At 62.1% G+C, this 26,451-nt stretch carries 28 protein-coding genes and 1 pseudogene; 17 read left to right on the forward strand and 12 right to left on the reverse strand.

The features are described 5' to 3' along the window. The first annotated feature begins 83 nt into the window (after positions 1-83). The 8 genes from A0W34_RS03115 to A0W34_RS03150 all read left to right on the forward strand — a co-directional run bounded on the left by A0W34_RS03115 (position 84) and on the right by A0W34_RS03150 (position 9,113). Positions 84-1,241 (forward strand): HpcH/HpaI aldolase/citrate lyase family protein, encoded by a 1,158-nt coding sequence (locus A0W34_RS03115; protein ID WP_070161536.1) that lies wholly within the window; start codon positions 84-86, stop codon positions 1,239-1,241. Next, the gene (locus A0W34_RS03120) at positions 1,238-2,527 is read left to right on the forward strand and encodes a phosphoribosyltransferase family protein (RefSeq protein ID WP_081557300.1); all 1,290 of its coding nucleotides are present in this window, start codon (positions 1,238-1,240) and stop codon (positions 2,525-2,527) included. Before A0W34_RS03115 ends, A0W34_RS03120 begins: the two co-directional genes overlap by 4 nt. Further along, positions 2,524-3,633, forward strand: coding sequence for a cysteine protease StiP family protein (locus A0W34_RS03125; protein ID WP_003941082.1), 1,110 nt, complete (start codon positions 2,524-2,526; stop codon positions 3,631-3,633). Before A0W34_RS03120 ends, A0W34_RS03125 begins: the two co-directional genes overlap by 4 nt. Then, the gene (locus tag A0W34_RS03130; protein WP_007727039.1) at positions 3,630-4,487 is read left to right on the forward strand and encodes a hypothetical protein; all 858 of its coding nucleotides are present in this window, start codon (positions 3,630-3,632) and stop codon (positions 4,485-4,487) included. The genes A0W34_RS03125 and A0W34_RS03130 overlap by 4 nt, the downstream gene beginning before the upstream one ends. A gap of 27 nt (positions 4,488-4,514) precedes the next feature. Further along, entirely contained in the window at positions 4,515-5,924 is a 1,410-nt protein-coding gene (locus A0W34_RS03135; protein WP_054187881.1) for a TerD family protein, read from the forward strand. Positions 5,925-6,082: 158 nt separating this feature from the next. Then, positions 6,083-6,976: an SGNH/GDSL hydrolase family protein gene (locus A0W34_RS03140; protein WP_042922710.1), complete on the forward strand. Its 894-nt coding sequence runs from the start codon at positions 6,083-6,085 to the stop codon at positions 6,974-6,976. A 40-nt stretch (positions 6,977-7,016) separates the two neighbouring features. Continuing rightward, on the forward strand, positions 7,017-8,573 hold the full coding sequence (locus A0W34_RS03145; RefSeq protein ID WP_081557301.1) for a TerD family protein: 1,557 nt from the start codon (positions 7,017-7,019) through the stop codon (positions 8,571-8,573). A gap of 84 nt (positions 8,574-8,657) precedes the next feature. Further along, entirely contained in the window at positions 8,658-9,113 is a 456-nt protein-coding gene (locus A0W34_RS03150) for a tellurite resistance TerB family protein (RefSeq protein WP_003941110.1), read from the forward strand. 56 nt (positions 9,114-9,169) lie between these two features. Here the strand turns inward: A0W34_RS03150 and A0W34_RS03155 are convergent, their stop codons facing one another. Next, entirely contained in the window at positions 9,170-9,691 is a 522-nt protein-coding gene (locus A0W34_RS03155) for a 2-oxo-4-hydroxy-4-carboxy-5-ureidoimidazoline decarboxylase (RefSeq protein ID WP_003941084.1), read from the reverse strand. A gap of 565 nt (positions 9,692-10,256) precedes the next feature. Here A0W34_RS03155 and A0W34_RS03160 point away from each other — a divergent pair. Next, positions 10,257-10,706, forward strand: a complete 450-nt coding sequence (locus A0W34_RS03160; protein WP_003941092.1) for a hypothetical protein — start codon at positions 10,257-10,259, stop codon at positions 10,704-10,706. Positions 10,707-11,002: 296 nt separating this feature from the next. Here the strand turns inward: A0W34_RS03160 and A0W34_RS03165 are convergent, their stop codons facing one another. Continuing rightward, positions 11,003-11,239, reverse strand: a complete 237-nt coding sequence (locus A0W34_RS03165) for a hypothetical protein (RefSeq protein WP_054826767.1) — start codon at positions 11,237-11,239, stop codon at positions 11,003-11,005. Positions 11,240-11,702: 463 nt separating this feature from the next. Here A0W34_RS03165 and A0W34_RS03170 point away from each other — a divergent pair, with 463 nt between their 5' ends. Beyond that, positions 11,703-12,398, forward strand: a complete 696-nt coding sequence (locus tag A0W34_RS03170) for a hypothetical protein (RefSeq protein ID WP_081557302.1) — start codon at positions 11,703-11,705, stop codon at positions 12,396-12,398. A 151-nt stretch (positions 12,399-12,549) separates the two neighbouring features. On the opposite strand, the gene A0W34_RS03175 is transcribed toward A0W34_RS03170, so the two are convergent. From A0W34_RS03175 to A0W34_RS33605, 3 genes are read right to left on the reverse strand one after another with little or no spacing between them, the layout of a single operon-like run. Continuing rightward, on the reverse strand, positions 12,550-13,521 hold the full coding sequence (locus A0W34_RS03175) for a CehA/McbA family metallohydrolase (protein ID WP_198035684.1): 972 nt from the start codon (positions 13,519-13,521) through the stop codon (positions 12,550-12,552). Continuing rightward, a complete protein-coding gene (locus tag A0W34_RS33785) occupies positions 13,505-13,867 on the reverse strand; it encodes a DDE-type integrase/transposase/recombinase (RefSeq protein WP_074447135.1) in 363 nt (120 codons plus the stop codon). Before A0W34_RS33785 ends, A0W34_RS03175 begins: the two co-directional genes overlap by 17 nt. Positions 13,868-13,894: 27 nt before the next feature. Then, positions 13,895-14,026: a hypothetical protein gene (locus tag A0W34_RS33605; RefSeq protein WP_257237336.1), complete on the reverse strand. Its 132-nt coding sequence runs from the start codon at positions 14,024-14,026 to the stop codon at positions 13,895-13,897. Positions 14,027-14,242: 216 nt separating this feature from the next. Here A0W34_RS33605 and A0W34_RS03185 point away from each other — a divergent pair, with 216 nt between their 5' ends. Beyond that, positions 14,243-15,373: a lipase family protein gene (locus A0W34_RS03185; RefSeq protein ID WP_232329971.1), complete on the forward strand. Its 1,131-nt coding sequence runs from the start codon at positions 14,243-14,245 to the stop codon at positions 15,371-15,373. A gap of 375 nt (positions 15,374-15,748) precedes the next feature. Here A0W34_RS03185 and A0W34_RS03190 read toward each other — a convergent pair whose 3' ends face one another. Then, positions 15,749-16,156 carry a DUF6301 family protein gene (locus A0W34_RS03190; RefSeq protein WP_232330045.1) on the reverse strand — a complete coding sequence of 136 codons (408 nt, stop codon included), beginning with the start codon at positions 16,154-16,156 and terminating at the stop codon, positions 15,749-15,751. On the opposite strand from A0W34_RS03190, the gene A0W34_RS33350 reads away from it, so the two are divergent. Beyond that, positions 16,106-16,291, forward strand: a complete 186-nt coding sequence (locus A0W34_RS33350) for a hypothetical protein (protein ID WP_230793181.1) — start codon at positions 16,106-16,108, stop codon at positions 16,289-16,291. The two genes, A0W34_RS03190 and A0W34_RS33350, sit on opposite strands and share 51 nt — an antisense overlap. A 61-nt stretch (positions 16,292-16,352) precedes the next feature. Here the strand turns inward: A0W34_RS33350 and A0W34_RS03195 are convergent, their stop codons facing one another. Next, a complete protein-coding gene (locus A0W34_RS03195; protein WP_065456192.1) occupies positions 16,353-17,579 on the reverse strand; it encodes an MFS transporter in 1,227 nt (408 codons plus the stop codon). A 305-nt stretch (positions 17,580-17,884) separates the two neighbouring features. Here A0W34_RS03195 and A0W34_RS03200 point away from each other — a divergent pair. Further along, positions 17,885-18,091, forward strand: a pseudogene (locus A0W34_RS03200) (lipid-transfer protein); the annotation flags it as partial. Here A0W34_RS03200 and A0W34_RS03205 read toward each other — a convergent pair. Both A0W34_RS03205 and A0W34_RS03215 read right to left on the reverse strand, forming a co-directional pair. Further along, entirely contained in the window at positions 18,091-18,912 is an 822-nt protein-coding gene (locus A0W34_RS03205) for an HAD-IIB family hydrolase (protein WP_156888901.1), read from the reverse strand. The pseudogene A0W34_RS03200 and the gene A0W34_RS03205 overlap by 1 nt on opposite strands. 636 nt (positions 18,913-19,548) lie before the next feature. Then, positions 19,549-20,097, reverse strand: coding sequence for an AAA family ATPase (locus tag A0W34_RS03215; protein ID WP_021333803.1), 549 nt, complete (start codon positions 20,095-20,097; stop codon positions 19,549-19,551). Between the two features lie 343 nt (positions 20,098-20,440). Here A0W34_RS03215 and A0W34_RS03220 point away from each other — a divergent pair, with 343 nt between their 5' ends. Beyond that, positions 20,441-20,581, forward strand: coding sequence for a hypothetical protein (locus A0W34_RS03220; RefSeq protein ID WP_156888902.1), 141 nt, complete (start codon positions 20,441-20,443; stop codon positions 20,579-20,581). Between the two features lie 773 nt (positions 20,582-21,354). Further along, entirely contained in the window at positions 21,355-22,149 is a 795-nt protein-coding gene (locus A0W34_RS03230; protein ID WP_021333806.1) for a hypothetical protein, read from the forward strand. Between the two features lie 328 nt (positions 22,150-22,477). Here A0W34_RS03230 and A0W34_RS03235 read toward each other — a convergent pair whose 3' ends face one another. Together A0W34_RS03235 and A0W34_RS03245 are read right to left on the reverse strand one after the other, a co-directional pair. Further along, complete coding sequence (locus tag A0W34_RS03235; RefSeq protein ID WP_081557307.1) at positions 22,478-23,512, reverse strand: AurF N-oxygenase family protein; 1,035 nt, start codon at positions 23,510-23,512, stop codon at positions 22,478-22,480. Between the two features lie 788 nt (positions 23,513-24,300). Beyond that, positions 24,301-24,564, reverse strand: coding sequence for a hypothetical protein (locus tag A0W34_RS03245; RefSeq protein ID WP_081557308.1), 264 nt, complete (start codon positions 24,562-24,564; stop codon positions 24,301-24,303). Positions 24,565-25,020: 456 nt separating this feature from the next. On the opposite strand from A0W34_RS03245, the gene A0W34_RS03250 reads away from it, so the two are divergent. Together A0W34_RS03250 and A0W34_RS32695 are read left to right on the forward strand one after the other, a co-directional pair. After that, positions 25,021-25,470 carry a hypothetical protein gene (locus A0W34_RS03250; RefSeq protein WP_156888903.1) on the forward strand — a complete coding sequence of 150 codons (450 nt, stop codon included), beginning with the start codon at positions 25,021-25,023 and terminating at the stop codon, positions 25,468-25,470. After that, positions 25,470-25,616, forward strand: a complete 147-nt coding sequence (locus tag A0W34_RS32695; RefSeq protein WP_156888904.1) for a hypothetical protein — start codon at positions 25,470-25,472, stop codon at positions 25,614-25,616. Before A0W34_RS03250 ends, A0W34_RS32695 begins: the two co-directional genes overlap by 1 nt. Positions 25,617-25,900: 284 nt before the next feature. Here A0W34_RS32695 and A0W34_RS32700 read toward each other — a convergent pair whose 3' ends face one another. Beyond that, on the reverse strand, positions 25,901-26,242 hold the full coding sequence (locus A0W34_RS32700; protein WP_156888905.1) for a hypothetical protein: 342 nt from the start codon (positions 26,240-26,242) through the stop codon (positions 25,901-25,903). Positions 26,243-26,451 lie beyond the last annotated feature (209 nt).

Raw genomic sequence — 26,451 nt, forward strand, 5'->3', positions numbered from 1 at the left:
CCGATCGGGGGATCGGAGTTGCCCGACGCGTTGTCACAGGGGGTCGTTTCATGGACTTGATTGCGGTTACAGAGAGAAGAGAAATGCAGCACTTTCAACATCTCGAGGATGACGTGCGGGAGCAACTGTTCCTGCATGCGCCTCGATCGTTCGCGGATTCCGACGAGAGGGATCTGCTCGCGATTGCTCTGGGTGCAACTCTCTACGTTCCTGCCACCCGGGCCGGGTTGGCCGACATCGTGTGCAAGCGTGCGTCCGAGGGCGTCAGCTCGATGGTGCTCGATCTCGAGGATGCCGTCGCCGATCACGAGGTCGAATCGGCGCGAGCGAACGCGGTCGAAGCTCTCGACAAGATCGCGTCCACCGACGCCGTCGGCATGCTGCTGTTCGTACGGGTCCGTGAAGTCGCGGACATCCACAAGGTCGCCGCGTCGTTGACCGAGGGGCGCGCCGCGCTCACCGGGTTCGTAATCCCCAAGTTCGGCAGCGAGTCCGGCCCCGTGTTTCTCGACGCCGTCGCGGACGCATCCGAACTGCTGGGTAAGCATCTCTACGCGATGCCGGTACTCGAATCACCCGCGCTGGTGCACCGCGATACGCGTGATCTCGAATTGCGCACCATCAGTGGGATTCTCGGGCAGCACCGCGATCGCATCCTTGCCGTCCGCATCGGCGCCACCGACATGTGCAGCACCTTCGGCATCCGTCGTGACCGCGATCTGACCATCTACGACGTGCGCGTGGTGGTCGACGTCATCGCCGACATCGTCAACTATCTCGGGCGCGCGGACGGTTCGGGTTTTGTCATCACCGGGCCCGTGTGGGAGTACTTCGCCGATCACGAACGCATGTTCCGGCCGATGCTGCGCGCCACCCCGTTCGAGGAACACGACGCCGTCCGGTTTCGTCAGCATCTCGTCAGCCGCGACCTCGACGGTCTGCTCCGTGAGATCGCGCTGGACCGAGCCAACGGAATCCAGGGCAAGACGGTCATCCACCCGTCGCACGTCGCAGCGGTCAATGCACTGTCCGCTGTCACGCACGAGGAATATCACGATGCCCTCGACATTCTCGGTGCCGACGCCGGGGGAGTTCAGGCGTCCGGCTACCGGAACAAGATGAACGAGATGAAGCCGCACCGCAATTGGGCCCATCAGACTGCGCTCCGAGCTCACGTGTTCGGTGTGACCAACAAGGGAATCACGTTCGTCGAGTTGCTGACGGCGTTGGTCGATCGATGACAGAGCTTGTCCAGTCCAAGGACGTTCCCTGGGCTACAGCAGAATTCGGCTTGGACCTCGTTCACGGTGATTCGTCACTCGGGCATTCGGTGCCCGATCTGGTGATCCCGGGACTTCGGCGGAATCCGCGTCGCGCTCATCTGCTGGTGTCCACTGTGCTGGGAAAGCACGTGCCCACCGAGCCGTCCGTGGTCATCGGTGCTGCCGACGACCTCGGCGATCTGGTGCGGACAACGCTCGGTGAGGGTGTCGACGTCGTCGTGCTCGGGTTTGCCGAAACCGCAACAGGTTTGGGTCATTGCGTTGCGGCCCGTCTGCGCGCTCACTGCTACCTGCACTCGACTCGTCGCGACGTACCAGGTGCTACGACGCTCGCCGGGTTCGAGGAGGGGCACTCGCACGCCACGAGCCATCTGATGCAGCCGACGTCCGCCGAACTGTTCGAGAACGACCTGCCTCTGGTCCTCGTCGACGACGAGATCTCCACCGGCGCCACCGCGATCGATGCCATCCGGGCGCTGCACGGGCAATGCCCGCGAAGCCGCTACGTCGTGGCCTCGCTGGTGGACATGAGAACCGAGGAACACCGAGTCGCCGGCGAAGCCGCGGCGGCAGAGTTGAATGTACGAATCGACTACGTCTCTCTCGCTTCGGGTTCGACGGTCCTGCCCGACGGCCTGACCCAGCGCGTCACGGCGCTGGATGCTCCGGATCTGAATCCGATCGGTGATCGCCGCGGCACGCTGTCTCAGATGGATCTGCCGTGGCCGGCACATGTCCCCGACGGTGGCAGGCACGGCTTTCTCGACGGCGACACCGCGGCATTCGAGTCAGCCGTCGAGGCAGCGGTGTTCATTCTCAAATCGTCGATCGACGCGTCGCGTGCTGTGATCGTGATCGGTCACGAGGAGTTGATGTACCTGCCACTGCGCATCGCTGCGGGCTTGGAAAGCTCTGGGCGAGCAGTTCGTTACCAGACCACGACGCGTTCACCCGCCTACGTCGTTGACGTGCCGGGATACCCGCTGCGTCGCGGGTTCACCTTTCCGGCGCCCGAACTGGGCGAGAACGAACCCCGATACGTCTACAACGCGCAGTGGCCTGATGCGGCGGTCGACGCCCTTGCGTTGCTGGTCATCGACGAGCCCGCCGACACCGATCGGTTGACGGCGATGGACGGAGTGGTCGAGGTGTTGCGGAACTCCGGCACCGACGTCCTGATCGCCACCGTTCGCGGGGCCGATCCGTCGGCGCTGCGAGATTCCAGAGCAGGGAGCTCGTCATGAACGAACCATTGGTCGGGCCCGAATTCGGTTCGTACGCGCCGGGCGAAGTGAAGTGGCTGCTCAAGGATCTCTCGCACGTGGATCTCGAAGCGGATGTATCCGTGCGCGAGAAGCGTATTCAGTCGGGTGAGGCGCACTATGCCGAGTCTCTCCCCATCGAGTACCAACCCGATCAGGCATACCGGGATCTTTTCGAGACGGTGCTCGCCGAGAGCGCTCCACGGTTGGCGCGCGCTGTCGGGACCGTGATGGACCTGGTCTTGGCCGAGCGGGGGAGTGACATCACGCTGGTCTCACTCGCCCGGGCCGGAACACCGATCGGGATTCTGATGCGGCGCTGGGCCCAGCAGACCCGCGGGTTGACGTTGCCGCACTATGCGGTGTCCATCGTCCGTGGCAAAGGAATCGATTCCGTCGCACTCGATTATCTTGCGCACCATCACGACTCGGAGAACGTCGTCTTCGTCGACGGCTGGACGGGCAAGGGCGCCATCGCCCGCGAACTCGACGCAGCGTTGACGGAGTACCACGAGGCAGGCGGAGCGAAGTTCGACTCCGATCTGGCTGTTCTCGCCGACCCCGGACACTGCGTGCGAACGTACGGGACCCGTGACGACTTCCTGATCGCGTCGGCGTGCCTCAATTCGACGGTGTCCGGCTTGGTCTCACGAACTGTCCTCAACGACACCCTCATCGGGCCCGGCGATTTCCACGGCGCCAAGTTCTACGCCGACCTCGCCGACGTCGACGTTTCCAACAGGTTGCTCGACGTGGTCTCGGCCGAGTTCGATTCGGTTCGCGGCGACGCAGCGGATTCTCTTGCTGCAGTGCTCGATTCCGATCGGACGCCGACCTGGGCCGGTTGGGAGTCGGTGGAGAAGGTGCAGGCCGAGTACGGGATCTCGACGGTCAACTTCGTCAAACCCGGTGTCGGAGAAACAACCAGGGTGCTGCTGCGCCGGCTTCCCTGGAAGGTTCTGGTGCGCGAACTCGAAGCCCCGGAGCACGCACACATCCGGTTGTTGGCACAGGCCCGTGGGGTCCCGGTCGAGGTCGTCCCGGATCTCGCCTACTCGTGTGTCGGCCTGATCAAGGACATCACGTGAGCCGTGTGGACACCGCTGCGTCCCAGGTCCTGATCGCCACGGATCTGGACCGCACGATGATCTATTCGCAGGCCGCGATCGGCGGCGATCCCAGTGGCTCCGACCTGGATTCGGCACCGAGCCCGCTGTGCGTCGAGTACTACAACGGCGGTCCGCTCTCGCACATGAGCGTCGAATCGATCGAACTGCTGACCGCGCTCAGCTCGCGGGTTCCGGTGATTCCGACGACGACCAGGACCATTGCGCAGTTCCAGCGGATCGATCTTCCCGGCGGACCGTGGAAGTACGCGATCACGAGCAACGGCGGAAACATCCTGGTGGACGGCGAGGCCGATCGCGACTGGCGAAACGAGATCGACCGTTCGACCCGTAAGTCCGGCGCCGAGTTGCCGCAGGTTCAGGCGGAACTGGAATCGCGGATCGACTCGAGTTGGGTCAGCTCCATTCGTGTTGCCGACGACCTGTTTCCATACCTGGTCGTCGATCTGGCCGTGATGCCGAGTGATTTCGAAACCGAATGGAATGGGTGGTGCGTGACGCGGGGCTGGAATGTCTCGCGTCAAGGCCGCAAGATCTACACGATGCCCGACGCGGTCTCGAAGTCACGAGCGCTGGCAGAGGTGCGCCGCAGACTGGTCGAGTCGGGTGATCTGGATCAGTCCGCCGTCGTGATCTCGGCTGGTGACGGCGCATTGGATGCGGACATGCTCGAATACTCCGATTTCGCGATCCGGCCCAGGCACGGTGAGCTGGAAGAACTGAATTGGCAACGGCCGACCGTTACTGTGACAGAAAGGTCCGGTATCGCAGCGAGCGCGGAGATCTTGCGGTGGTTCTCTTCCGCGCTCGGGTAATACACGCTCTCTATGAAGGGGATTTAGTTGTCTGTATCGCTTGCCAAAGGGCAGAACGGCCCGCTGGACGTCTCGGATGTAGTTGTCTCGGTTCAGCTGGCTGCGGCCGCTGACCTGTCTGCACTCCTCGTGACGAGCAACGGAAAAGTTCGTTCCGACGCCGACTTCGTCTTCTTCAACCAGCCGACCGGACCCGGCGTGCAATTGGTACCCAACCCGGGTGGCATTGCCTCACTCCGAGTCTCACTCGCCGGCGTACCCGCCGATATCGAGCAGGTTCGCGCCGTCATCACGCTCGACGACGCTTCGTCGAACTTCGGGCGCACTGCTGCACCGACCGCTCGGGTCTCCGATGCGGCCGGGAACGTGTTGTACGAGTACGTGATCGACGGCCTCACCACCGAGTCCATCGTCATCGCGCTCGAGGTGTACCGACGCCAGGGTGCATGGAAGGTGCGCGCCGTCGGCCAGGGGTACGCGGGTGGATTTGCCGCGCTGGTCACCGATCATGGTGTGTCCGTCGACGATGCACCACCGCCGCCTCCCACTCCGGTCGCGGCTCCGGCGCCGATCACCCCGCCCTCGTCCGTCGCTCCTACACCGCCGGCGTACAACCAGCCGCCGCAGCAGCAGCCTTCGTACAACGCGCCGCCGGTTCCGCCGGCCCCGCCCGCGTACAACCAGCCGCCGGCCTACAACCAGGGACCGACGCCGCCGGCCTACCCGCCGGCGCAGCAGCCTGCCTACAACCAACAGCCTGCGTACAACCAGCAGCCGACGTACAACCAGGCGCCCCCGGCGCCTCCCGTGCAGAACCAGCCGCCGGCCCAGCAGCCCGAGGTGAGCCTGGTCAAGGGACGCCCCGTCAGCCTGACCAAGGGACAGAAGGTCACACTCCGCAAGGAGGGCGGCGTCGCGCTCACCATGATCCAGATGGGTCTGGGTTGGGATCCGATCAAGAAGAGCGGCCTGTTCGGAAGCCGTACCGCCGATGTCGACCTCGACGCTTCGGCACTCCTGTACGCCGACGGCAACCTCGTCGACGTCTGCTACTACGGTCAGTTGACGTCCAAGGACGGCTCGGTCCGTCACATGGGTGACAACCTGACCGGCGACGGAGACGGCGACGACGAGGTCATGCTCGTCGATCTTCAGCGGGTCCCGGCTCACGTGACCACCGTGATCTTCACCGTGACCTCGTACCGCGGACACACGTTCGAGCAGGTCTCCAACGCTTTCTGCCGTCTCGTGGACAGCACCACCAACTCCGAGCTCGCTCGATACACGCTCCAGGGCGGCATGGCTTTCACCGGAATGGTGATGGCAAAGGTGTACCGCGTGAACGGTGAATGGAAGCTGCAGGCCATCGGTGAAGGTATCCAGGCCAAGCACGCAGGAGAAGCTGCGCCGCAGCTGGGCCGTTTCCTCACTGCTTGAGTCGAGACTGCATACTCGAGATGAATCCGGTTCGGCGGTAGGTGATTTCGATCGCCGTCCGTCGAACCGGACATCGTTTCCCCCTCTGTGCGTTAACCTCATGCGGCATGTCGAGCCGTCAGTCGAGCGGCCGTGCGCGAGAGGACTTGGCACAGTAGATGATCATTCGAGGGAAACTTCTCGGTCGGGCGGCGGCCGTCGCAGGCGTTGTGCTGGCGCTCGTGAGCACCGGAATCGCGCAGGCTTCGGTGCCCCAGTCGGAAACTCGGTCAGGAGTATCCGGCACCGGGATCAAGTACGTCGCCCTCGGTGACTCCCGTGCCTCCGGTCCAAGGCTGGAACCGATGTACCCCGACGCCTGTTCGCGTTCGTACGAGAACTTCGCGGGCAAGATCTCTCGGGCACTCGAGGTCGCGGAGTTCACCGACGTCTCTTGCAGCGCGGCACGCGCCGAGAACATCATCGACACTCCACAGCTGATTCCGAACTACTGGCCTGTCCAACTCGATGCCGTTCACCCGGACACCGACCTGATCACCATCTCGATCGGCGGCAACGACTCCAACAGCATCTTCCTCGGCCCCCTGTGCGTCGCTCCGGGGCCAGGAACCGATCGTGGATGCCGGTACGACCCGCTCGCGAATTCCGTCGCCCAATCCGGAATCGACCGGGCTGCCGGAGAATTGGATCGCATCCTGACTGCGGTCACGCAGCGCGCGCCTAACGCTCGCATCTACCTGATCGGTGAGGGCGGCATGATCTCCTCTCGCGGATGCTGGCCGAACATTCCGTTCTCAGACGCCGACGCATCCTGGTTCATGGACTACTTCGCTCGCTACAACACGAAGTTCGACGAGGTGGCCCACGCCCACGGTGTGCGCACTGTCGACATTGCGGCGGCGAGCATCGCCGGCGGGCACGACGCATGTGCGAGTGCAGATCAGCGTTGGTTCGAAGGCCTGTTCTCGGAGTCGACGGCGCAGCGCTTGCACTTCACGGACGCTGGGATGACCGCGGTGGCCGATCTAGTGGTGGCGGACGTGCAAGGCTGACCGAGAGAGCCCGGTCATGGCATAGTTCGCTGCTGTGGGTATGACTTTTGTTCCCGGACAGAACGCGTCGCTGCAGGCGCCCGTGGTGACGTTTCGAGCCGAGAGCCAGACGCCGTTCGACGTGTCGGCGCTGGTAGCGGACGCGAACCTGCGGGCATTGACGTCCGCGGACTTCGTGTTCTACAACCAACCATCCACCGCTGGAGTGCAACTCGACCAGAGCGGCATCCGGGTGGAACTCGATCGACTTCACCCCGATGCCGCGGCCGTGTTGTGCATCGTCAGCGTGGATCCGGCAGCGACGGCCGCGGGCGCCTTTCGCACGGCCGGGCTCTCCGCCACCCTGAGCGATCAATCCGGTTCGGTCCTGGCCGAATTCGCGATCCCCACCGCAGGTACCGAGACAGCGGTCATCTGCTGGGAGCTGTACCGAAAGTCCAGTGCCTGGAAGATTCGGGCCGTAGGGCAGGGCTATGCGGGTGGTCTGGCGGAACTGATCTCGGTGCACGGCGTCGAGGTGGACGACGAGCCGGCACAACCAGGCCCGACAGCTGCGCCCGAGTGGGACTCCGCCGTGGAGCCGTTGGAGGTGGGCCGCGGCCTCGAGCGTGCGTGGATGATCTTCGAGGACGCCTCGCGTTCTGCCGCTTCCTTCGTCTCCAGCAGCGAGTACGCGCTTGCCCGTTTGGACGAGGATCTGACCGCAGCCGTCGCAGATCCGTCGTTGCGGAACTCGGCAGCGGGAGTGGCGGCGCGCGATGCCGCACAGAAGCGTCACGACGACCTCGTCTCACTCGCGCGGGACAATCACGCCCGCGACAGCGCTCAGCTTGCGCACGAACTCGGCGTGATCGACGGCGTGCTCCCACGGTCGATGGCGTCGTGGAAGTCGGTGTCCTGGGCGGGTACAACCGATCCGGCCCAGATCACGGCCGTCAGCGACGGAATGCGTCTTGGCGAGCTGTCGGCTCCGGACCGCGGCACACTCACCGTTCCCTACTGCGTCCCGTTGCCACTGCGCCGGCCGATCTGGGTGGACAGTACGTCGAGCAAAGCAGCGCTCGGTCTGATCAGTGCCGTCACCGTGCGCGTCATGGCCGCCGGCCCGATGCCGCTACTCGACGTCGTCGACCTGACCGGCTCGCTCACGCCACTGACCGACCGACTGGCACCGATGCTCGCGGGGCCGGTCATCACCGCTCACACCGAGATCTCGGCGCGCTTGCGGGCACTGGCCGAGGCCGTCGACATGGGCGAACTCGCGCGAATGAGTGGTGTCGCAGATGGCCCGAGTTCCCTGCGCCTGTTGATCCTCAGCGATTTCCCGCACGGATATTCCGCCGAAGACGCACAGACCATCATGTTCCTCGCCGAACGCGGACCGGCAATCGGTTTGTCGATACTGATTGTCGGAGAGGATGAGTCGAACTTCGCGGAAGAATCCGTCGCCGCGCTGTCCGAGGGGTGCCAACATCTTTCGGCAGCAGGGCAGACGGAGGTTCACGATCCGTGGACCCGCACGCAATGGCACTTCACCCCGGACGTGCTCGACCCGATCTCCGAGTCGCGAATTCTGGCAGTGTTCGACCGCACCTAGCGGCCGATGGCGGATTGCCGAGCGCACAGGCAGAGTGGTGGTACGACCACGCGCGGTGTGTGGCGGCAATACTCGAGGAGACTCATGGCATTCTGGGATCAGTTGAAGGCTAAGGCTCAGGAGATGAACGGCCAGCTCAAGACAAAGACCAGCCAGTTCCAGAACAAGGAATTCAAGAACGCGAGCATGGCAATGTGCGCGTTGATCGCCGCCGCAGACGGTTCGATCGATCCGTCGGAGCGTCAGAAGACCGCCGCGCTGATCATGAGCAACGAGTCGCTCGCGGTCTTCCCGCCGGACGAGCTTCGTGAGCAGTTCGACTGGTACTGCAGCAAGCTGTCCTCGGACTACGAGTTCGGCAAGGTCGAGGCAACCGCGACCATCGCCAAGCTCAAGTCGAAGCAGGATCAGGCCCGCGCAGTCATCCAGATCGGCATCATCATCGGCGGCGCGGACGGCAACTTCGACGAGCACGAGCGCGGCGTCGTACGCGACATGTGTTTTGCAGTCGGAATCTCTCCGGCCGAGTTCGATCTCTGATCGATTCAGAGCATGAAAGCGGGTGCGGCGCGAAAGCGCTGCACCCGCTCTTCTTTTCAGTACTCGGGATAACCGTCCTCGGGTCCCAGCATGCGCTCGATCCTCGTCCGCGTGATCTTGGCGAGCTCGTCGACGCAGACCTTGCGCTCGACGGACCGTTCGTTGGACATGCGCTGGCCGATGTTCTCGAGCAGGTCGTCGGCGTCGTGGCCGTGCGAACACCACAGATACCGGAAGCCGAAGTTCCGCTCGTACTCCTCGCCGGCGCGATAGATGGTTGCCATGACGGCGTCGTCCGGAACCCAGATCGAGCATTGCTCGAGGTGGGACGGCACGCTGTTCCTACGGACGCCGACCGGTGGATGGCATTGCAGGGCGCGTTCGACGTCGACGTCCGAGAGGTTGAGAATCGCGTCCTCGGCGCGCGAGAGGATCTCCGCGTGGTCGGCGAACGGACGTCCGTCGCTGACCCACCCGGCCCACGTCAGCGAGCAGCAGCACTCGAACAATGCGTGAACTGCCTTCTGCCGCGGTAGTTCGTTGAAGCGCTCCAACCCGATCGATTGATGTAGCAGCATGTGACCTCCCGGCCCGTTGTGCCTTCAGGCGCGCTCGACATGCCGCGCGGTAACCAGATGCGCGACCACTTCGATAATCCGCCGCTTCACCTGGGAAAGGAAGGTTTGCTCACCGAGTTTTCAGGTTCTTAACGCGGCGTAACGAGCTGACCCACACAACGCAGGAGCCCCACCGGCGACAACCGGCGAGGCTCCAGACCGGGAATCTCTAGAAGGAAAAACCCGATCATGACTGACGCTATTCGCCGGCGGGCCTATATCCAGCCAAGGCGCTCGCTCTCGCGATCGCCATTGCCCTCGGCATCACCGCCTGGCGCATTCGTACATTCCTTGGGCCATCACCGGGACCGGTTCTACGAGCCGCACTCGAGGATGCGTGGAAGACGAGATTGCGGCCACCCACTGCTCCAGGGAACAAACGACGATCATCCACATTTCGCCACCATCGCTGCGGACGAGCGGCAATCGCGCAGATTGTTGCCGACTGCCGCATAGACGCCGTGCTCGACGACCCACGATTCGAGCAGCCCCTACTAGGCGTAGTGGTGCCTGTAGCGTTCATGGCATGGGCTCCCGAAATTCCCGGCGATGGGGATATGCGCTGACGGCATTGGCGGTCATCGCGGCCGGTATCTCGGTCTTCGGCCCACAGAGCTTTCCGGGGCGAGAGCCGACATTCACCGGGGCCACAGCCTGGAACATCGATCCTGACGGCACCATCACTGAGATTACGGATTCGGACCTCGTTGCCGAAACCACGTTCGAGGACCCGCCGCCGCTCCGGGCAAGCGCAGTCGTCCGTGAGTTCCACGCCGAGGAAGGCTGGGGTGTACTCGACGCCGCCGAAATTCCCGGCGGTTGTTGGGTGTTCTACTCCGAGATTGTGGCGACTGGGTACCGCGTCCTGACTCCAGGCCAGCTAGTGGACCTTGAATATGAGGACCTTGTTGCGCAGTACGGTTCCGATGCGCACCAGGATGGCTACCGTTATCGTGCTACGTCCGTCCATCCGTGAGCCGCGCTGGTCTGGTAACGCGGATTTGGACCGCTTTAGGTGTGCGAAGTGGAATACCGGGAGTGCACCGACGGCGGACTCAGACACCCAGCATTCAAAGGTTTGCGCTCGACAAGTCCGCTGACGAAGTCAACCCGCCGGGTCGTCACTGATTCAGTGCAACAGCACAATTGAGGAAGGTTCGTTGTGGACAATTGGTGGTTGTACTGGAGCCCGTTTCCTCAGCCTGTCCGTGAGTGGCTGTGGATGATCGTGCAGCAGGTTTGGCCTAGCTGAGAATGGGTTACGGCCATCATTCACGCCCTGCCCTCGTACAGATCAGCTGCGATATCGATGGTCAACCCGGAACCGTGCGGGCCACCGCCGAGGTAGTAGATCCCGGAAATCCGCTTGGGATAGGAGTTGGCATCGACGATCGCCTCGGACCAGGCGTCTAGATAGGAGAGCAGTTCGTCGAGGTCGTCGCCGAGCGCATCGAGTCGACAACCTGCGGTATCGCTTCCATACGTGGTGAATTTGGGTTGGTGAAGCACATGCCGCTTCAGCGCAAGGCCGCGAGGTCGGTAGTGAGAAGGGTAAAAATTACCGGGTGCGCGACAACTGAACTCCGCTGCGCCAGACAACGAACCCAGTGAGCGCTCCGACCGCAGCGCTGGCCAGTGGCCCGACGATGAGATACAGCGTCGGGCTCTCATCACTGCCAGGGCAGAGGGAGATCGTAGGTAAGTTGGTCGGATCCGTGATCTGCGATGTCAGAGGTGCGTACGAAGAGCAATGGGTCGGTTGTCCGAGCCACCAAAGCACGAAGCCAACGCAGATAAGACCACCAATCAAGAAGGTTGCAGCCCCCGCTGCGATCAACGTACGCATCTCAGCATCCTTCCATGGTCCTCCAACGTAAAGAATGATTGTGGAACAGATTTGGTCTGGCTGAGTCTGCAGCCGGTCGGCGGCGGAATACGATCTTGTAACACCCGGCGGCGAGAGGATCACAAGATGTCGGAACGTATCAATTTCGCCTACGTACGGTCCACTCCGCAGTGGGATGCGCACGTACTGCGCAGTGGTCAGGTCTTGCGGCTGGCTGGCGAACAAATTCCGAACCCGGTACTGAGGGAGAAGCTCGATGCCCTGAACCGTCCTGAACGATCTCGTACCGAACAACTGATTCGTAGCCGAGATCTCCCCGACTGGCGGCGACTCCCGCAAGCCGATTCCAACCTTCGCGCTTCATACGACATATCCCTACCGTTCCCCGCCGACCCCGGCTTCGATCTCCGGTTGACCAACCTGCAGCTATTTCGTACTGGGCTCGCATTCCATGTCGTAGCGCACGAACCCACGCCCGAGGAGATGCCCTCCCTCGCCCAGCCGAGCAACGAACAGATGAATTTCGGATCCCGGATCAAACCCGTTGAACCGCACAGAATTCGACTCATTGTCGACACCATCACCGGGCCGATTCTCGCGAACTCGACCCACCCCGGCGACTACCCCGACGACCCGAATGAGCCGTGGTTGTACAGTGGCCGTTCGTGGCGTGGTATCGCCGAGAACCTGTTCGGCATCACCACCGGCGGCGAATACTTTCTCAGCCCGCCCCCTCAGGGGCCCTTGTGGATCACCGTGGCATATCCCGAGTTCGGCCTGGCTCCGACAACGATCGAATTCGAGTTACCGCAATTGCTCTGAAGGAATACTGTGCGTTTCGAATGCTGCACATCCGCCAGTCAACCTCCCGGGGCCGTAGTCGGAGCGGTCGCGGGCCGCGTTTCATTGCGCGTCGGCTATCGCTTGAACCGTCTTCGTCAGAGGTTCTCCTGTGAAGGTGTTCTCCTGTCCCTCAAGATGACTGGTTGCTGAGTGCGGCCATGTGACCGGTTCGTGAACGCACCTCTGCGCGGACGAACGTCGAAGTTGGAGGGACAGGACGCGACAGTTCGCAGGTTCCGCTGCCGGGCAACGATTCTGAGTGAATTGGTCCTGCATCGGTGTGAATGGTGACGGTGCCGAACGGCACGCCGTGGACGGTGGCCTGAACCGTGGCCGATTTGCCATGTGTATCGAGCTCGTCGCCGATCTGTGCGCACTGATCGTCAAAAGTTGCCATGAACGACAGGTCGACGGTGGTTGCGGCTGAGATCCAAGTCCGGCCAGCTTTGATGGATGTCAGGAGATCGTCTGTGTTCAATCGTTCGGCTGCAACGACATTGTGGGGTAAGCCCATCTGGCTTCTCAGATGCGTATCGCTGTTGCCGATCGCGGGGGTCCAGCGCCCGGCTGGAACGTCGACAACGAACTGACGTGCCCAATGTGCAAGGGCTCGTTCGTTGTCTGCTTGCCACGGTAGATCGGACTCCCAAGTACCGTTCCAGACTTCGACGGCATCGAACCCGACGTGCGAGTAAGCGAAGGTACCTGACGGGTAGGGCGCGTATGGGTGTGCCACGACGCATATTCCTCCGGCGTCGTGGACGAGGTCACGCTGGGCGTGGAGACCGACGACGTCGGCGTACTGCCAGTCAACGAGATGTCCGGGTGGGAGTCCGAGAGCGAGCCAATGTCCGTGAGGGGTGGTGACTTCTTCTCTGAGGATTACTGCGAACTCCTGAGCGATGTTTTCTTGTTGCCACGCGTGGTGAGCCGCGGTTGTGTTGTGATCGGTAGTGGCCACGAAGTGCAATCCCAGTAGACGAGCGGTCTCCGCCAATTCCGGTGGAGTTTGCTCCCCATCGGAGTAGATCGAGTGGATGTGGCAATCACCTCGGAACCACAGAAGCTCAGTGGGCTGTACTGGGTCAACCTTGTCGGTCATCACCACATCGTCGCAGAGGTTGCTCGGCTATAGACCTCTCGGCCATGGCCCTTCTGCTCGATCTCGACAACACTCTCGTCGATCGAGATGGGGCTTTCACGAATCGGGCGTCAAATCTATTGCGCGCCTGGGGTGGTGACGCCACAGACATGAGTGCGTCCAGACAGTACGTAATCCCTTCTCGCCGTTGGGTCCAGATCGCATGTTCAATCGCATCAGCCACCAACGATGTCATCATCGTCCTAGCCGTCCTCCAGCCCGGAATCTGCCGTGAGTGCACATCCATCACGAACGCGACATAAACCCAACCCGACCACGCCGAAACGTAAGTAGATCGGCGACCCACAACATTTTGGCGTCACAGGGTTGAACCTCACTGCACCAGATCGTCCGCGCGATGTCCTTGTGGATCGGCGATGGCGGTGCGCTTGGTCATGCCTCTTCGTGCGCATTCGAGCCCGAAGACACCCATCAATCGTGCACCGTGCCACATCAATGCCCTCACTACGCATTTCCAGCTACACCTTGTGTGCACCGTAGACCGAATAATTCTCGGTATGCACAGGGCTGACCTCGGCTTGAAGTTCTTCGTCGCGCACAGTCCGCTGGCCCCTCGACTGCAGGAGCGGCACCCGAAGATGGTCGAACCGGTGTACCGGCACCCCCGGTTCGCGCAGAATGGTAGTCGGCGTACACGCGGATGAATCCGGGGAGCGGGGCAATGATCCGACGACGGCTCGGCCAAGTATTGATGGTGATCGCGCTCGCCTTCGCGGCCGTCTCGACCGCGCCCGTCCACGCGCAGGAACCGGCGCCAATCACGACGCCGGGCACAGTGACCGCGGCAACTTCCCTGCCGCACTCCTTCTGGATTCCCGGCGCCGCCAACGCATCAAAGCTCACGTACTGGTCCACGGGACCGCTGAACCGGCCCGCTTTGAGTACGGGCGCGCTCTTCCTGCCCCCCGGCGATCCACCCGAAGGCGGTTGGCCGGTCATCTCGTGGGCTCACGGCACTGTAGGTATTTCCGACCAGTGCGCTCCCACCGTGACCGGGACCGTCGGCAGTCCATACCTCACGAACTGGCTCTCGCAGGGCTACGCGATCGTCGCGACCGACTACGTGGGGCTCGGCACGCCGGGAATCCACGCGTACCTGGACGGACCGTCGGCGGCGCACAGCGTGATCGACATGGTGCGTGCCGCGCGTGCGGTCGAACCGTCGCTCTCACCGCGGTGGTTGGCACTCGGACAGTCTCAGGGCGGGCAGGCCGCTATGGTCACGGCAGCGATCGCCACACGGTACGCACCCGAATTGGACTACCGGGGCGCGGTCGCGACCGGGGCGCCGTCCAATCTGGAGAACCTTGCACCACTCGTGGGGCCGGACTTTCCCCGCCTGCCACTGACCGGCAGCACCGTGTTCGTCTCGTACCTCTTGGCAGGACTCCGGGCGGCGCGACCCGATCTCGACATCGATCGCTACCTGACACCACGCGGCACGGATGCCCTGGCCCGAGCCGAAACCGACTGCTACCAGGACATGGCATCGGGCCTCGGCGACGTCACGATCGGCGATCTGGTGAACCGGCCCCTCGACGATCCCGCGGTGCTGGCTGCTGCTCGCGGCATGCTGGAGATCCCGACGACCGGGTACGACCGGCCAGTGTTCCTCGGGCAGGGGCTGACGGACGAGATGGTGCCGGCACCGCTGGCTTTGAAACTCGCGGCCGAACTCGCCGCCAACCGCCAGCCAGTCACATTCCGCACATATCCGACCGGTCATATCGAGACGATGCGGGCAGCGCTCCCCGAAAGCCTCTCCTTCGTCCGGAATCTCTTCCAGCCATAAGTGAATCATGCGTTTCGTGAGAGCTTGTCCGACCCACTTTTGATCTTCTCAGCACCGTCAGGAGTGCGCGGCTGACCGAGGATCTGCCGAAGCCGAGCGTTGCAGCTACGGCGTCGAGGCTCTTGCCCCCGCCGCAGGTTGGACCGTCACCGAACATCGGGAGCGAGGCGCGTCAATAACCATAGACCTCAACATCGCATGTCCTGGGGGCCGCGGATCTAGACACGTACAGCGTCCAGGCGATCGACTTCGACGTTACGGATCGCTTGGGGCCACAGTGCGATGCACCAGGCGAACCGACTTTGACCGTTCTGCTGAAATATTCTTCCTGGCAACAAAATTCGACTGAACCTGGTCAGGAGATGACCTCGATCGCTAGTCCTCGTCCTCGTACTCCGGTTCGGGCTCATCCGCCCATGCCTGATATCCCGGACTCTTCAGATGCAGGTGGATCGCACTGACACCCCGGTTCAGTGTGATGACCGCTTTCGGCAGATCCCACCGGATAGTTGCCTCAGGTTCGGCGCTCGTGGCTGTCCCCAGGAGTGCAGTTAGTGCCACATCGAGGTTCGTGAATCCTTCGACCAGCAACGGACGCACCACGGTCATGGGCGTAGCATCATCTGCCACGTCCGTGACTAAGATCGAGATCGAATCCATTCTGTGTTGCCGCCCGAACATGTTCGCCGTCGGCCGGCTGACATGAAAGTTCGTCCGAATCGAGCCGCCAGCATGCCTGAGTTCGACGAGGTCCCATCCAGCCTGTGCGCAGAATGGTTCCAGGTCGTCGCCGGCCCAGGTCCAGTCGAATTCTGCGGCGAGGCGGGCGATCCGGGTGGCACCCTCGATGTCGACGTGCATGCGTGGATGCTGTCTGCGAGTGTCAACATGACCTGCACCTGGAACGGACGCTCCTAGGAATTACACGCTGTCAGAGAACTTGGCCGCCGCGGAGGTAGACCTGCGCTGAACGCCGAGGTCAGAGATCCCGCGCCGAGTGTCGCAGCGGCGAGAACGCCAGTGTGCCTGCTGCGATGGCGAACACGATGGTGACGCCGATCAGGGTGGGGCGTTCGCCGATCGCGCCGACCAACAGGCCTGCTGTCACGGCGCCGAGGGCGGCCATGGTGCGGTTGACGGAACGCCGGGCGGCATTCACGCGCCCGAGAAGCTCATCGGGGGTGTGTGCTTGCCAATAGCCCATCTCGTTCGCGTTCTCCGCGCCTGCCGCCAAGCCTTGCAGGCCAAGAGCTGCGAAGAGCAGGAGATGGCCAACAATTGTGTCGGTCGCGAAGGTAACGAGAAGCCAGGTGAGGGGATACAGCGAGCGGGCGAGGATGACCGTTCGCCCTGGTCCGATTCGCGTGCCGATCGCATGTGCACTGGACGCTCCGAGGAGGCTTGCGACACCGAACGTCGTCAGAAGCAAGCCGTATGTGTAGGCGCTGAACCCGAGTGAGCGGAGGGCGAAGAGAGACAGCACAGTCAACGCGGCTCCGTTGGCGAGGAACCACACGTGTGTCGATATTGCGAGTGGGTTGAGAGTGCGGTGACGGTAGGTGAATCTCAGACCCTCACGCACTTCGTTCATCAGGTTGCGGGAGCGAGAAGCGGGTCGCGGCTCGTCTACGTCGAGACCGGAATTGAGTGCGGCATCAGCGAGATAGCTGATTGCGTCGACGGCAATCACCACGGGAGCGCCGAGCAGGCCTACGAGTGCGCCCCCGACCGTTGGCCCCAATGTCGTTGCTGCTGCGTCGGCTTGGTCGAGTCGAGCGTTTGCTTTCACCAGTTGGCTGCGTGGAACCAGCCGGGGTAACAAGGACTGCATCGCAGCGAAGCCGAACACCGAGAAGGAGCCGAACAACAGCAACGCGATGACCAGGACCCAGATGTGCAGAAGGCCGGCGAGCCACAGAAGCGGAACAGTGCCGAGTGCTACCGCTCGACCGACGCTGGCCCACACTAGGATTGGCTTGCGCCGCCACCGATCGACGTAAACCCCCGCGAACAACCCGAGCACCGCATAAGGAATCAACTGAGCCGCGTTCACCATACCGACTTCGAAGGGCGTCGCGTCTAGAAGCTGCACTACCAAAATGGGCATCGCCACCGCTGTCACCGACGAGCCGGCCGAACTGATCACCGCGGCCGTGAGGAAGCGGCGAAATGATGAACGATTGACGGCCGGAGAAACCTCACTCATCGCTTCTACTCACGATGCCGCCACATGTCCGACTCCGCAGGTCCGTCCCATGTAGGGGACTGTAGTCGAGCACGCCCGATATGGTGCTGAGCCCGGGACGGTTGTTTGGCATTGCGAAGTTGACAGAAGTACTCGACATGGTGACAGGGGGCGACTCTACCGATTCGAGGGAAGGCATCATAATGATCGAAACAGGCTCTCCCACAAGCATTTTCGTGACACCCGCACTGACGAACGCGATGGGTACGAGAATGAGTGCTTCACCCATTACGTCCAAGACATGTTCCACCGCTGGATGTCAGGGCGCCACAGGATCTTCGGCCCTTTTCCTCGCACGCCAAGCCGTCGCCAGCGGCACCGTCGAATGCGCATTGGCTGTCGGCTTCGAGCAGATGAAACCCGGCGCACTCAAGCGGGTCTGGGACGACCGCCCAGCGCCGATGTTCCGTTTCGACGATCTGATGACCGAGATCCAAGGCGTCCACGACGCGCCGCGCACAGCCCAGATGTTCTATCGCAACCATGTCGACAATGCGGTGGCAAGACCGTCCTCGGTGCCTGGTGGGCAGATCTGGTCGGCTGCGGCAAGCACAGAAGCGGGTGCGTGACCCATGGCCACGCCGTGAGCGGCCCAGTCCAGCATTTCCAGATCGTTGATGCCGTCACCGACGGCTAGGGTCCGTGTTGCGGCGACGCCCAGGTCGATGCGCAGCCTTTCCAGCATCGCAGCCTTGCTTACGCCGGCTGCGGTCAAGTCGGCCAGTGGTTCGTCTTCGTAGCACAGGCTTCGAATGCCGGGGAGATCGAGAGCAGACAAGACTTCGGTCAGCTCCTGCCCACTGCGTCCAGGCCAGTGGATCGCCCGTCGGGTGGTCGGCGTGGTCGCAAGTTTGTCGATATCGACCAGCTCGACCTCGCCATGGTGCATATCCGCGTCGTCGACACGGCCGGTTGCTCTGACCCCGATGCCCGGGTTCTCGGCTACGAAGATCGCGCCGGGTAGTTGTTCGCGTAGTACCGCGATGGGAGTGCGTAAATCGAAGACCACTTGCTCCGCGATTTTCCCGGTTGCGGCATCGATCAGCACGGCCCCGTTGGAACAGATCGCGAACCCCGTCATGATGTCGAGCTCGAGTAGGAACGGTCGTGTGGCGGGGGCGAGTCTGCCGGTACACAGCACGACGTGGGCTCCGGATCGAACAGCTGCCCGCACAGCCGATCTCACTGCGATGCTGATCGTTTCGTGCGCGAGCGGATTCGTGTCTTCCGCGACGTGCAGGGTGCCGTCAATGTCGAGGGCAATCATCATCGGGTGGCCGGATTCGAAAACCAAGTGTCATCCTTCGATAGTGTCAACTCGACAAAATTCACCGGTAGATCGTGTGTAGGTCGGTTCGGTTGCAACATACTCGAATCGGTATTCGTCGCCCAAACAGAAGCGGTGTCCGCCACGTCATCGGCACCGTCCACACACTCGGCGGTCGCGGCATCGCATTCCGCGCCCTCACAGAAGGATTCGACACCACCGAGGATGGACGGCGGTTCCTGAGCTGCGGTCACTGGATCACGCGAGGCCGCCCGCGGCCATGAAATGCCCGAATCAGAATTGTCAGACCTGTTCAATGAACTCCCCACAAGGTGAGACGGGTTTCTCGGACACGCTGTCGATTCGACAACTGTTGAAATCGATTTCGCTCCGGAACCGTTTTCTGTCGGCGGACGAGGGTTAGCTGGTGATCTGCACTCATTTTCTCAGCCACATAAGGGAACATGTCTCATCCTCCGGTGCCTCAGAAACAGCCTTGGTCTCAACAGTTCACGGCCGATTCTGAGACTGACAGCGAAAGCCGAGACCGCAGTCGGCGAACCAAAGAGGGCTTTCCACTCCGGTTGAAGGGTCCCTGGCTGGTATGCCTCGTATGGCCCGCGAGATGGCCTGCAACAAGACGGTTTCCGGCGGATTGAGCCGCTACTGTGCAAAGAGTCGGAAACGGTCGTCGCGAATGGCCGCTGCCACTTGTTGGGCACTCTGTTCTTCCTCGTCGCCCGACGTGTCCAGTACATGATCATCGAGCTCGCCGAGGTCGGAGAACTGATCCCACATCGAGAGGATTGGCCCCTCGTCGATCAAGGCGCTTGGCGCGGTTCGGGCTTGGGCTCGCTTCAGCGTGATGTCGCGCTGCGGCCGGAGCACGATGTAGTGGACCGCCAAGTTCGGGTGCTGTGTCGCGTGTGTTCGGAAGTGGGGGAGCATCCACGGCCCGATGATTCCGTCGATCACCGTGGTGAAGTCGCCGCGAGCATAGGTATAGGCGGCGCCGGCGATCACATCCATGACAGTCTGGTTCTGCGCATCGGACGTGGGCTCGTACGGAGGTATCGCGCCCGAAACGATGCAGTGCCAGAAGTCGTCTGTGTGCAGATGAACGCCTTTGCTGTAACCGCGGGCAAGTTTCGCGGCGAGGGTCGACTTCCCTGCCCCTGGTGGGCCGGTCAGAATGATCACTTGTGCGCTCACGCACCACAACCTATCCCTATCGCGACGGCTGAAGCACCCGATTTTCCCGGCCTAGGTCCAGTGTTCTCGCCGAACGACGCGGCGATGTCGTGCGAAGCGTCGCCGCCGTTGTGCTCGCGGTTTGGCCGCGAACATTTCGGTCCCGAAATCGCACTCCGAGTTGGCCCGCGCTGGCAATTCGCCGCCCTGCACCCGGATCGTGCGTTCTCGTGCGGGTAGTGCAAGCAGGGCGGGGCGGAGGGTTTCGCGGTTGTCGACGCCGTCGAAGTCTCCTATGGCATCTCAGATGGAGATACGTCCAACCCTGGGTCAGCTTCGCCGGAAAGTCGAGTATGGTCCGGTCATGGGCCGACTCACAGAACTACTCAAGACCGTAAAATCACTCGGATCACGCAAAGACACCGCCGCCAAGCAGGAAAAACGCGCACTGGATCGGTGGGAAAACGAAGGCGGCCCTGTCGCAGAGGATCCACGACAACGCTGACCCCGGACGAGTGCCAGCGCGCCTGGACCGATCAACCCAGCCAGAATTGGCCGCAACTACCTGATCGGCGCCGGCAGTGCAGACCTCGACGCACACGGAAGTACAACAGACGTTTTCGATGGCTGAGTTCGGTTGCACTACGTCGGGGGCAGTGACGAATCCCCGTGGTGACCGGTGGCTATGACGACCACCTGAACAACAGCGTCTTCAGGCATCTCGGGGTAGTAGTTGACCCGGAGTTGTCTTGCGAAATTCGTCATGTCGGTGCCGGGTGGCTGGCGGGCTGCTAGCGGCGACAGATGAGCGAGATCGTACGTTTCTACAGCGGTGACCTGTCCTGAAAGGGGGCGGGCGGTCGGGTGATTTATCGAAGATGAAAATTGCCGGCCCTTCGTGAATGTCTTCGCGCCAGCGGACGGTGGAAACTTTCGCGCCAGAAACCACTGCCGTGTAATGCTTCTGATGAAAGTGCACGGTTTGAGCAGGAGCGCAGGTCGTCATGTTCGCATTGTCCACTAAGCACGGCCAGCACCAAGGCGGTCCTACCCTCGACGGCGGCGGCCGAAAGCGTGGCCTTCGCGCGGGGTGACCGAATCCGACTTCATCACGGTTGCAGGGTTGATCCTGGCCGCGGTGACGATTGCCAGAGTCCGGCGCGGCCGGCGATCGAGTATCGAATCCTGAGCTGGTACCTCGTTCGTCAGATGTAGTACTGCAGATGGATGTGCAGTCGAGTACCTGCTGATTGACTCTCTCCCGGAAGGGAGTCGTCAATGAGCACGTCCGTCAACCGAAGCCGCTGGTCGATCGTTGCGTTGTCATGCGCCGGAGCGGCATTGGTGGCCGCGTTCGTTTTGGGCCCGGCCGCGTTGTTACGCGGACGCTATCCGCAGTTCCAAGATCAATCCGTCATGAGTGTGCTGCTCGGCCGCGGCTTGGTCGACTACTGGGGTAGCGGAGTCCGCACCTATCCTCCCGGCTTGGCGGAGATGGTGGACTACTGGTTCGAGTGGCACGCGATCAAGATCGTCATCTCGGTGCTGCTGACCGCGGTTCTGGGTCTGCTCGCGGCGACTCTGTGGCGGCGATCTCTGACGGCCGGCGTAGGTTGCGTGGTCGCGGCGGCCACTACGACTGTGCTGTCATTGTTTTCGGTGTTTGTGGCTGTGCTCAACATCCAGTCGACGGTCGCACCCGTAGTCGCGCTGCTTCCGATGCTCTCCGCTGACAACGCGGACGGGCAGACAGCGCAGTCTCTGATCGAGAACGGTGTGCAGAGCGGAGACTCCGGGCCGCCACTGCTCGAGTTGCTCACACAGGTTGAGCACTACAACTGGGCGGCGATTGTCGCTACCGCCGTGGTGATCGCTGTAGTCGCAACCGGAACCCGCATCGCCTTCCGACGCTACAGGTCGTCGGACACGATCAACGGTGCCCACTGTCGGATGTTCGTCGCCCTCGGATCGCTCGGTGCTGTGATGACCATTGCGATGGCGCTGCTGTTCGTTGCGGCCGTTGTTGCCGTCGTCGATCCAGGAGAAGCTCTGCTCGGCGTGGTCGGGCTGTGACTCTATTGCCGGACCAAGATGAAGGGCGACGGCGTATCCATGACCGAATCGCGGAAGTGCTGAACGTCGCTCGCAGTACGTTGTGCCGAAACCTGTAGTAGCAAAAGTGAATTCGCTATGTCATTGGAAATGTTGCGTCTTCGCCGGCACTGATGTCGCCGGTTCGGCCTCGATGGATGTGCTTCCTACAATTCGATGGGGCGATTCGGGTGTGGGCCTGTGGTTGGCGCGCTGATATCTGTGCGCCATTGCCTCGACCGCGGTGAGTGGGTAACGCAGCTGTCTGTCGAAGTGGGAGAGGGGCAGCTGCGTCGCGGGTTGCAGATCGTCAAGCCGCGGCCCTCGACGGCTCGTTGCGGTAACGCGACAGCCGGCCGTCGGTTCCGGTAAGCCGCCAGGACCAGAGGGTGAGCCGGGTGCGCATTCCGTTGGCGTCGGCGAGGCTCCGGACGTCTGCGCAGGACTCTGCAAGGAGTCGCCGGAAATCGGGGTTGCGCATCGAATAGGTCTCGCGCAGAACATTGCGGGGGATACCCAGCAACGTCGCGTCCTGCCGGCTAGGGACGACGATGGACCAAAACCCTATGCGCATGACTACAGGCGTGGTGAGGCCGAGTGCGAGGCGGTTGAATCGGCTCATGCGCGGAGCGTGATGGCGCAACCATGCATGGGCGAACCCGATGTGACGTGCTTCCTCGGCGAGATGGATCTGCATGATGCGGTCGGTGAGCGGGTGAATGCCACCGCCGCGCATGATGCTCTTCTGGATGTGGTCGATCGGCTCCTCTCCAGCGAGGATGATCTGAAAGAAGAAACTCGGCCACAGCGATCCCAGCGAACCGACCAGGGGGAAGGCCTTGACAAGCCACGTTGGGGCACCGTGTACCTCCGGAGCCACCCGGTTGGTGAACTCCTGAAACATCTGGATGTGGTGTGTCTCTTCGGTGAGTTCGTGCATGAAGTAGCGGAATTCGGGGTTCTCGTTCGCCAGGCCCATCAAGAACTGGGTACCGCCGAGAAGGAGCAGTTGCTCGAACTGGGAGCCGGTCTTTGTTATAGATGCGAGCCGAATCCGGGCAACCCGCCGTTGTTCCTGGGGTGAGAGCGCGCGGTACCAGTCGGTGTGGGACAAGGGGTCGACCGCGGGGAGTGTCCATCTTGGGTCGTCCGCGGGGGCGGCGAACTCGGGCGAATTCCAGGCGATGTCTTTGAACGCCTCGAAGTGGAGCCCTGTCGAGGATGCCTCGGACAGTGTGCGCAGAGTGTCGTGGTAATCGCGATGTTCGTTGACGGTATTGCGCCCCGGAGCTAACCGGACAGATGGCGCGTTACGCCGCGTGCGACGAAGTGTTAGGAACTGCATTTCGGGCTCCTTTGTGGCATCTACCTCAGATGTGCCCACAGTAAACTAAGTGTGACTACGCGTCCACAGTAACTGTATGAGTCTGCACGTCCACGGGTAAGTCCGGAAGGGCGAAAGGGACGCTCAATATCGCACCATGCACGCAGCTCTCGGCATTTGATGGTGGTGTGGGTCCTGCTGTCGAGACGACGGCGCTGGACGTGGTCGACGTTAGTCCGTTGTGTGCATCTGCCGACCTATACGGTGGGATAGGTGCAGGACGAGGTTCTCGCGATCTCGTCACGGTCGGTGTCCCGCTTGATCGGGTCGGAACTCACCTCGCCGAACTCGCGTCCCTGCACCGCGACGACATCCGAGGCGGCGCAGACAGTTGATCATGTGGATCGGCCCGCACGTCTTTCGTCATGCGACGGGGATCCGATGGACCGTGGTTTGTTGCTCGGATGGCGATCGGTAACAGTGCAAATATCTCACCGGTAACTTTCAATTTGTGTCAGTTCTCTTTCTTAAGTGATTGTGTAACAACCAGTTTCGATGGAAGTCGCTATCTGAATTGAAATTCTGGGCGGAAATGCACGACGACCAATGGCTCTGGCAGGGGTAACTGTGCGCGTCACCGATGGCGACGGAACCAACAGCGTCGAGATCGACATGCTCGTGACCGCCGACGCCATCACCGAAGTGCCGTCGGTTGGCTGAGACTTGTTCAGTGCCGAGCCCTGCAAGAGCGGAGTTTGCGTCGGGCGCTCCCGGTAAATCGGCGGTGGCCTTCATGGTGTGATCGCGCTCTATACGGCACTGGCTTTAGTGGTGGGTGTTGCTGTCGCGGCGCGGCGCGGCGTCCTGTGGGCGGCAGGAAGAATCTGGCCGACGTGTTCGGCGGGACCGAGCATGAAGCGGTCCAAGCCGGAACGCGTTGGGCTGTAGACGAGGTGGGCGCCCCAAGTGTGCATCGCCACCGCTGTCACCGACGAGCCGGCCGAACTGATCACCGCGGCCGTGAGGAAGCGGCGAAACGGTGAACGATTGACTGTCGGAGAAACCTCGCACATTGCTTCTGCTCACGATGCCGCCACAAATCCGACTCCGCAGGACCGTCCTATGAAGGGGACTGTAGTCGAGCACGCCCGATATGGTGCTGAGCCCGAGACGGTTGTTTGGCATTGCGAAGTTGACGGAAGTACTCGACATGGCGACAGGGGGGGCGACTCTACCGACTCGCGGGAAGGCATCACCACGACCGAAACAGCTGCTCCCACACGCTGTGTCGTGATACCCCGCACCGGAGAACGCGGCGGTACGAGAACGAGGACTTCACCCACTACATCCAAGACAACGGCGGCCGCTGCTGCCTGCGAGAACCGATGGTCCAGCCGGACGCGGAATGGCTCGCGAACAACATGAACAGCGCCACGGAGTCCGAAACGCTGTTTGGCAGGTCAAGCGGACTGCGCGTGTTGCACCCACGCAGCGGCGTGCTCGCGGCCGGTGTTTAGCAGGTGCGCCGGGTGGTCCAGCTCTCCGGACGCGGCGCCGATCACGTGGGTGATCCGCGCTATCTGACTTCGGAACGAGCGGTCAAGGAGTCCGGGATGGATTGGACAATTTTGCGGCCGTCGTCGTTTTACCAGAACTTCGACGAGGGTTTCTTCCGCGACGCGGTGCTCTCGGGATCGCTGATCCTGCCGGTGGGTGAGGGCAAGGAGTCGTTTATCGACGCATGGGATATCGCAGAGGTTGCCGTTGCCGCACTGACCGATTCGCGCCACGCGGGGTGCACGTACGAACTTACTGGTCCCCGCGCCTACTCCCTTAGCGAAGCGTTCTCTCTTATCTCCGCTGCGGCCGGCCGCGAGATAACTTTCGCCGACATCGCGCCTGTGGAGTTCAACACCGGTCTGATCGCTCGGGGCTTCCCGAAGCAGACGTCCAGGTTCTCGATGGATACCTGGGCCTGATGCGCGACGGAGAAGCGGCGGCTGTCACCGACACCGTCCAGCACGTCCTGGGTAAACCCGCGCGCGACTTCGAGTCCTACGTCGCCGCTGCCTCGTGGAACCCGACAATTAAGCACCCGATCGATCCAGTGAACATCGCGGAATGAACGCCACACAGCCGGTATCGACCAGTTACGAGAGTTGTCTCCAGTGCTCCTACAGCGCTGAACCGCGCGGATCTTGCCATGTTCAGGCCGACACTGCCTGAATTAATGCGTTAGAACATGATTCGAGACGGTTTGCATCGGACCGGAATTCGGCTCACCTGCTCGGCAGTCAGTAAAGAAATCTCGACAGAGGTCAAGGCGCAGGCATACTAAGAGCCATGAGCTACAACCTGGCGTTCTGGGCGGGAGGCGATGATCTCGACCTCTCCCACGTCTACGCGCGGCTAAACGACGAGCAGCACGTGAGCGGCGTCGATGCTGTAGACCGCGATTGCATCTTGCAGGCATTTGTGGAGGATCTCCCAGGTTGGGCGTGGGACGGGCAGTTCTTGCGCCCGCCAGGGACTGCCGCGGAGGGCACCCCAATGTTCGATGTGTACATCGGTGAGCAATTGATCGAGTTCATTGGCTACGGATTCCAAAGCGAGCATGCGAATGCGGTCATCGACGCGATGCGCCCCCTCGGCTACCAACTCTTCGATCCACAGGTCGGTGAACGGTTCGCCTGAGCCGCCATCGCGGGCAGCGCGCCAGCCGATGGCTTCTTTGATCGGCAAGCGTGCCACCCGATGGCTCCTTTGATCGGCAAGGTCGGGCACGTCTGAGTACTTCGAGTTTGCAATCCAAGTGCGAATAATGATTGCCGATAACCAACATATGGTAAATGCCATGCACTGCAACGAATTACAATCCCACGCAGGTCCTGCCGGGCGATGTCGCGCTCTACCAGAGCGACAGTGGGAGGCCTCCGTCCTCGGCCGCCTGAATACGTTGA

This window comes from Rhodococcus sp. BH4 (assembly GCF_002079265.1).
In the GTDB taxonomy this organism is placed as follows: Bacteria; Actinomycetota; Actinomycetes; order Mycobacteriales; family Mycobacteriaceae; genus Rhodococcus_F; species Rhodococcus_F qingshengii.

Excerpts from the sequence above, each read along its gene's own strand:
- A0W34_RS03115 (WP_070161536.1), top strand. The coding sequence starts at position 84 with ATGCAGCACTTTCAACATCTCGAGGATGACGTGCGGGAGCAACTGTTC.
- A0W34_RS03120 (WP_081557300.1), top strand. The coding sequence starts at position 1,238 with ATGACAGAGCTTGTCCAGTCCAAGGACGTTCCCTGGGCTACAGCAGAA.
- A0W34_RS03125 (WP_003941082.1), top strand. The coding sequence starts at position 2,524 with ATGAACGAACCATTGGTCGGGCCCGAATTCGGTTCGTACGCGCCGGGC.
- A0W34_RS03140 (WP_042922710.1), top strand. The coding sequence starts at position 6,083 with ATGATCATTCGAGGGAAACTTCTCGGTCGGGCGGCGGCCGTCGCAGGC.
- A0W34_RS03145 (WP_081557301.1), top strand. The coding sequence starts at position 7,017 with ATGACTTTTGTTCCCGGACAGAACGCGTCGCTGCAGGCGCCCGTGGTG.
- A0W34_RS03150 (WP_003941110.1), top strand. The coding sequence starts at position 8,658 with ATGGCATTCTGGGATCAGTTGAAGGCTAAGGCTCAGGAGATGAACGGC.
- A0W34_RS03155 (WP_003941084.1), bottom strand. The coding sequence starts at position 9,691 with ATGCTGCTACATCAATCGATCGGGTTGGAGCGCTTCAACGAACTACCG.
- A0W34_RS03160 (WP_003941092.1), top strand. The coding sequence starts at position 10,257 with ATGGGCTCCCGAAATTCCCGGCGATGGGGATATGCGCTGACGGCATTG.
- A0W34_RS03170 (WP_081557302.1), top strand. The coding sequence starts at position 11,703 with ATGTCGGAACGTATCAATTTCGCCTACGTACGGTCCACTCCGCAGTGG.
- A0W34_RS03175 (WP_198035684.1), bottom strand. The coding sequence starts at position 13,521 with ATGACCGACAAGGTTGACCCAGTACAGCCCACTGAGCTTCTGTGGTTC.
- A0W34_RS03185 (WP_232329971.1), top strand. The coding sequence starts at position 14,243 with ATGATCCGACGACGGCTCGGCCAAGTATTGATGGTGATCGCGCTCGCC.
- A0W34_RS33350 (WP_230793181.1), top strand. The coding sequence starts at position 16,106 with ATGCCTGAGTTCGACGAGGTCCCATCCAGCCTGTGCGCAGAATGGTTC.
- A0W34_RS03195 (WP_065456192.1), bottom strand. The coding sequence starts at position 17,579 with ATGAGTGAGGTTTCTCCGGCCGTCAATCGTTCATCATTTCGCCGCTTC.
- A0W34_RS03220 (WP_156888902.1), top strand. The coding sequence starts at position 20,441 with ATGGGCCGACTCACAGAACTACTCAAGACCGTAAAATCACTCGGATCA.
- A0W34_RS03230 (WP_021333806.1), top strand. The coding sequence starts at position 21,355 with ATGAGCACGTCCGTCAACCGAAGCCGCTGGTCGATCGTTGCGTTGTCA.
- A0W34_RS03235 (WP_081557307.1), bottom strand. The coding sequence starts at position 23,512 with ATGCAGTTCCTAACACTTCGTCGCACGCGGCGTAACGCGCCATCTGTC.
- A0W34_RS03245 (WP_081557308.1), bottom strand. The coding sequence starts at position 24,564 with ATGTGCGAGGTTTCTCCGACAGTCAATCGTTCACCGTTTCGCCGCTTC.
- A0W34_RS32695 (WP_156888904.1), top strand. The coding sequence starts at position 25,470 with ATGCGCGACGGAGAAGCGGCGGCTGTCACCGACACCGTCCAGCACGTC.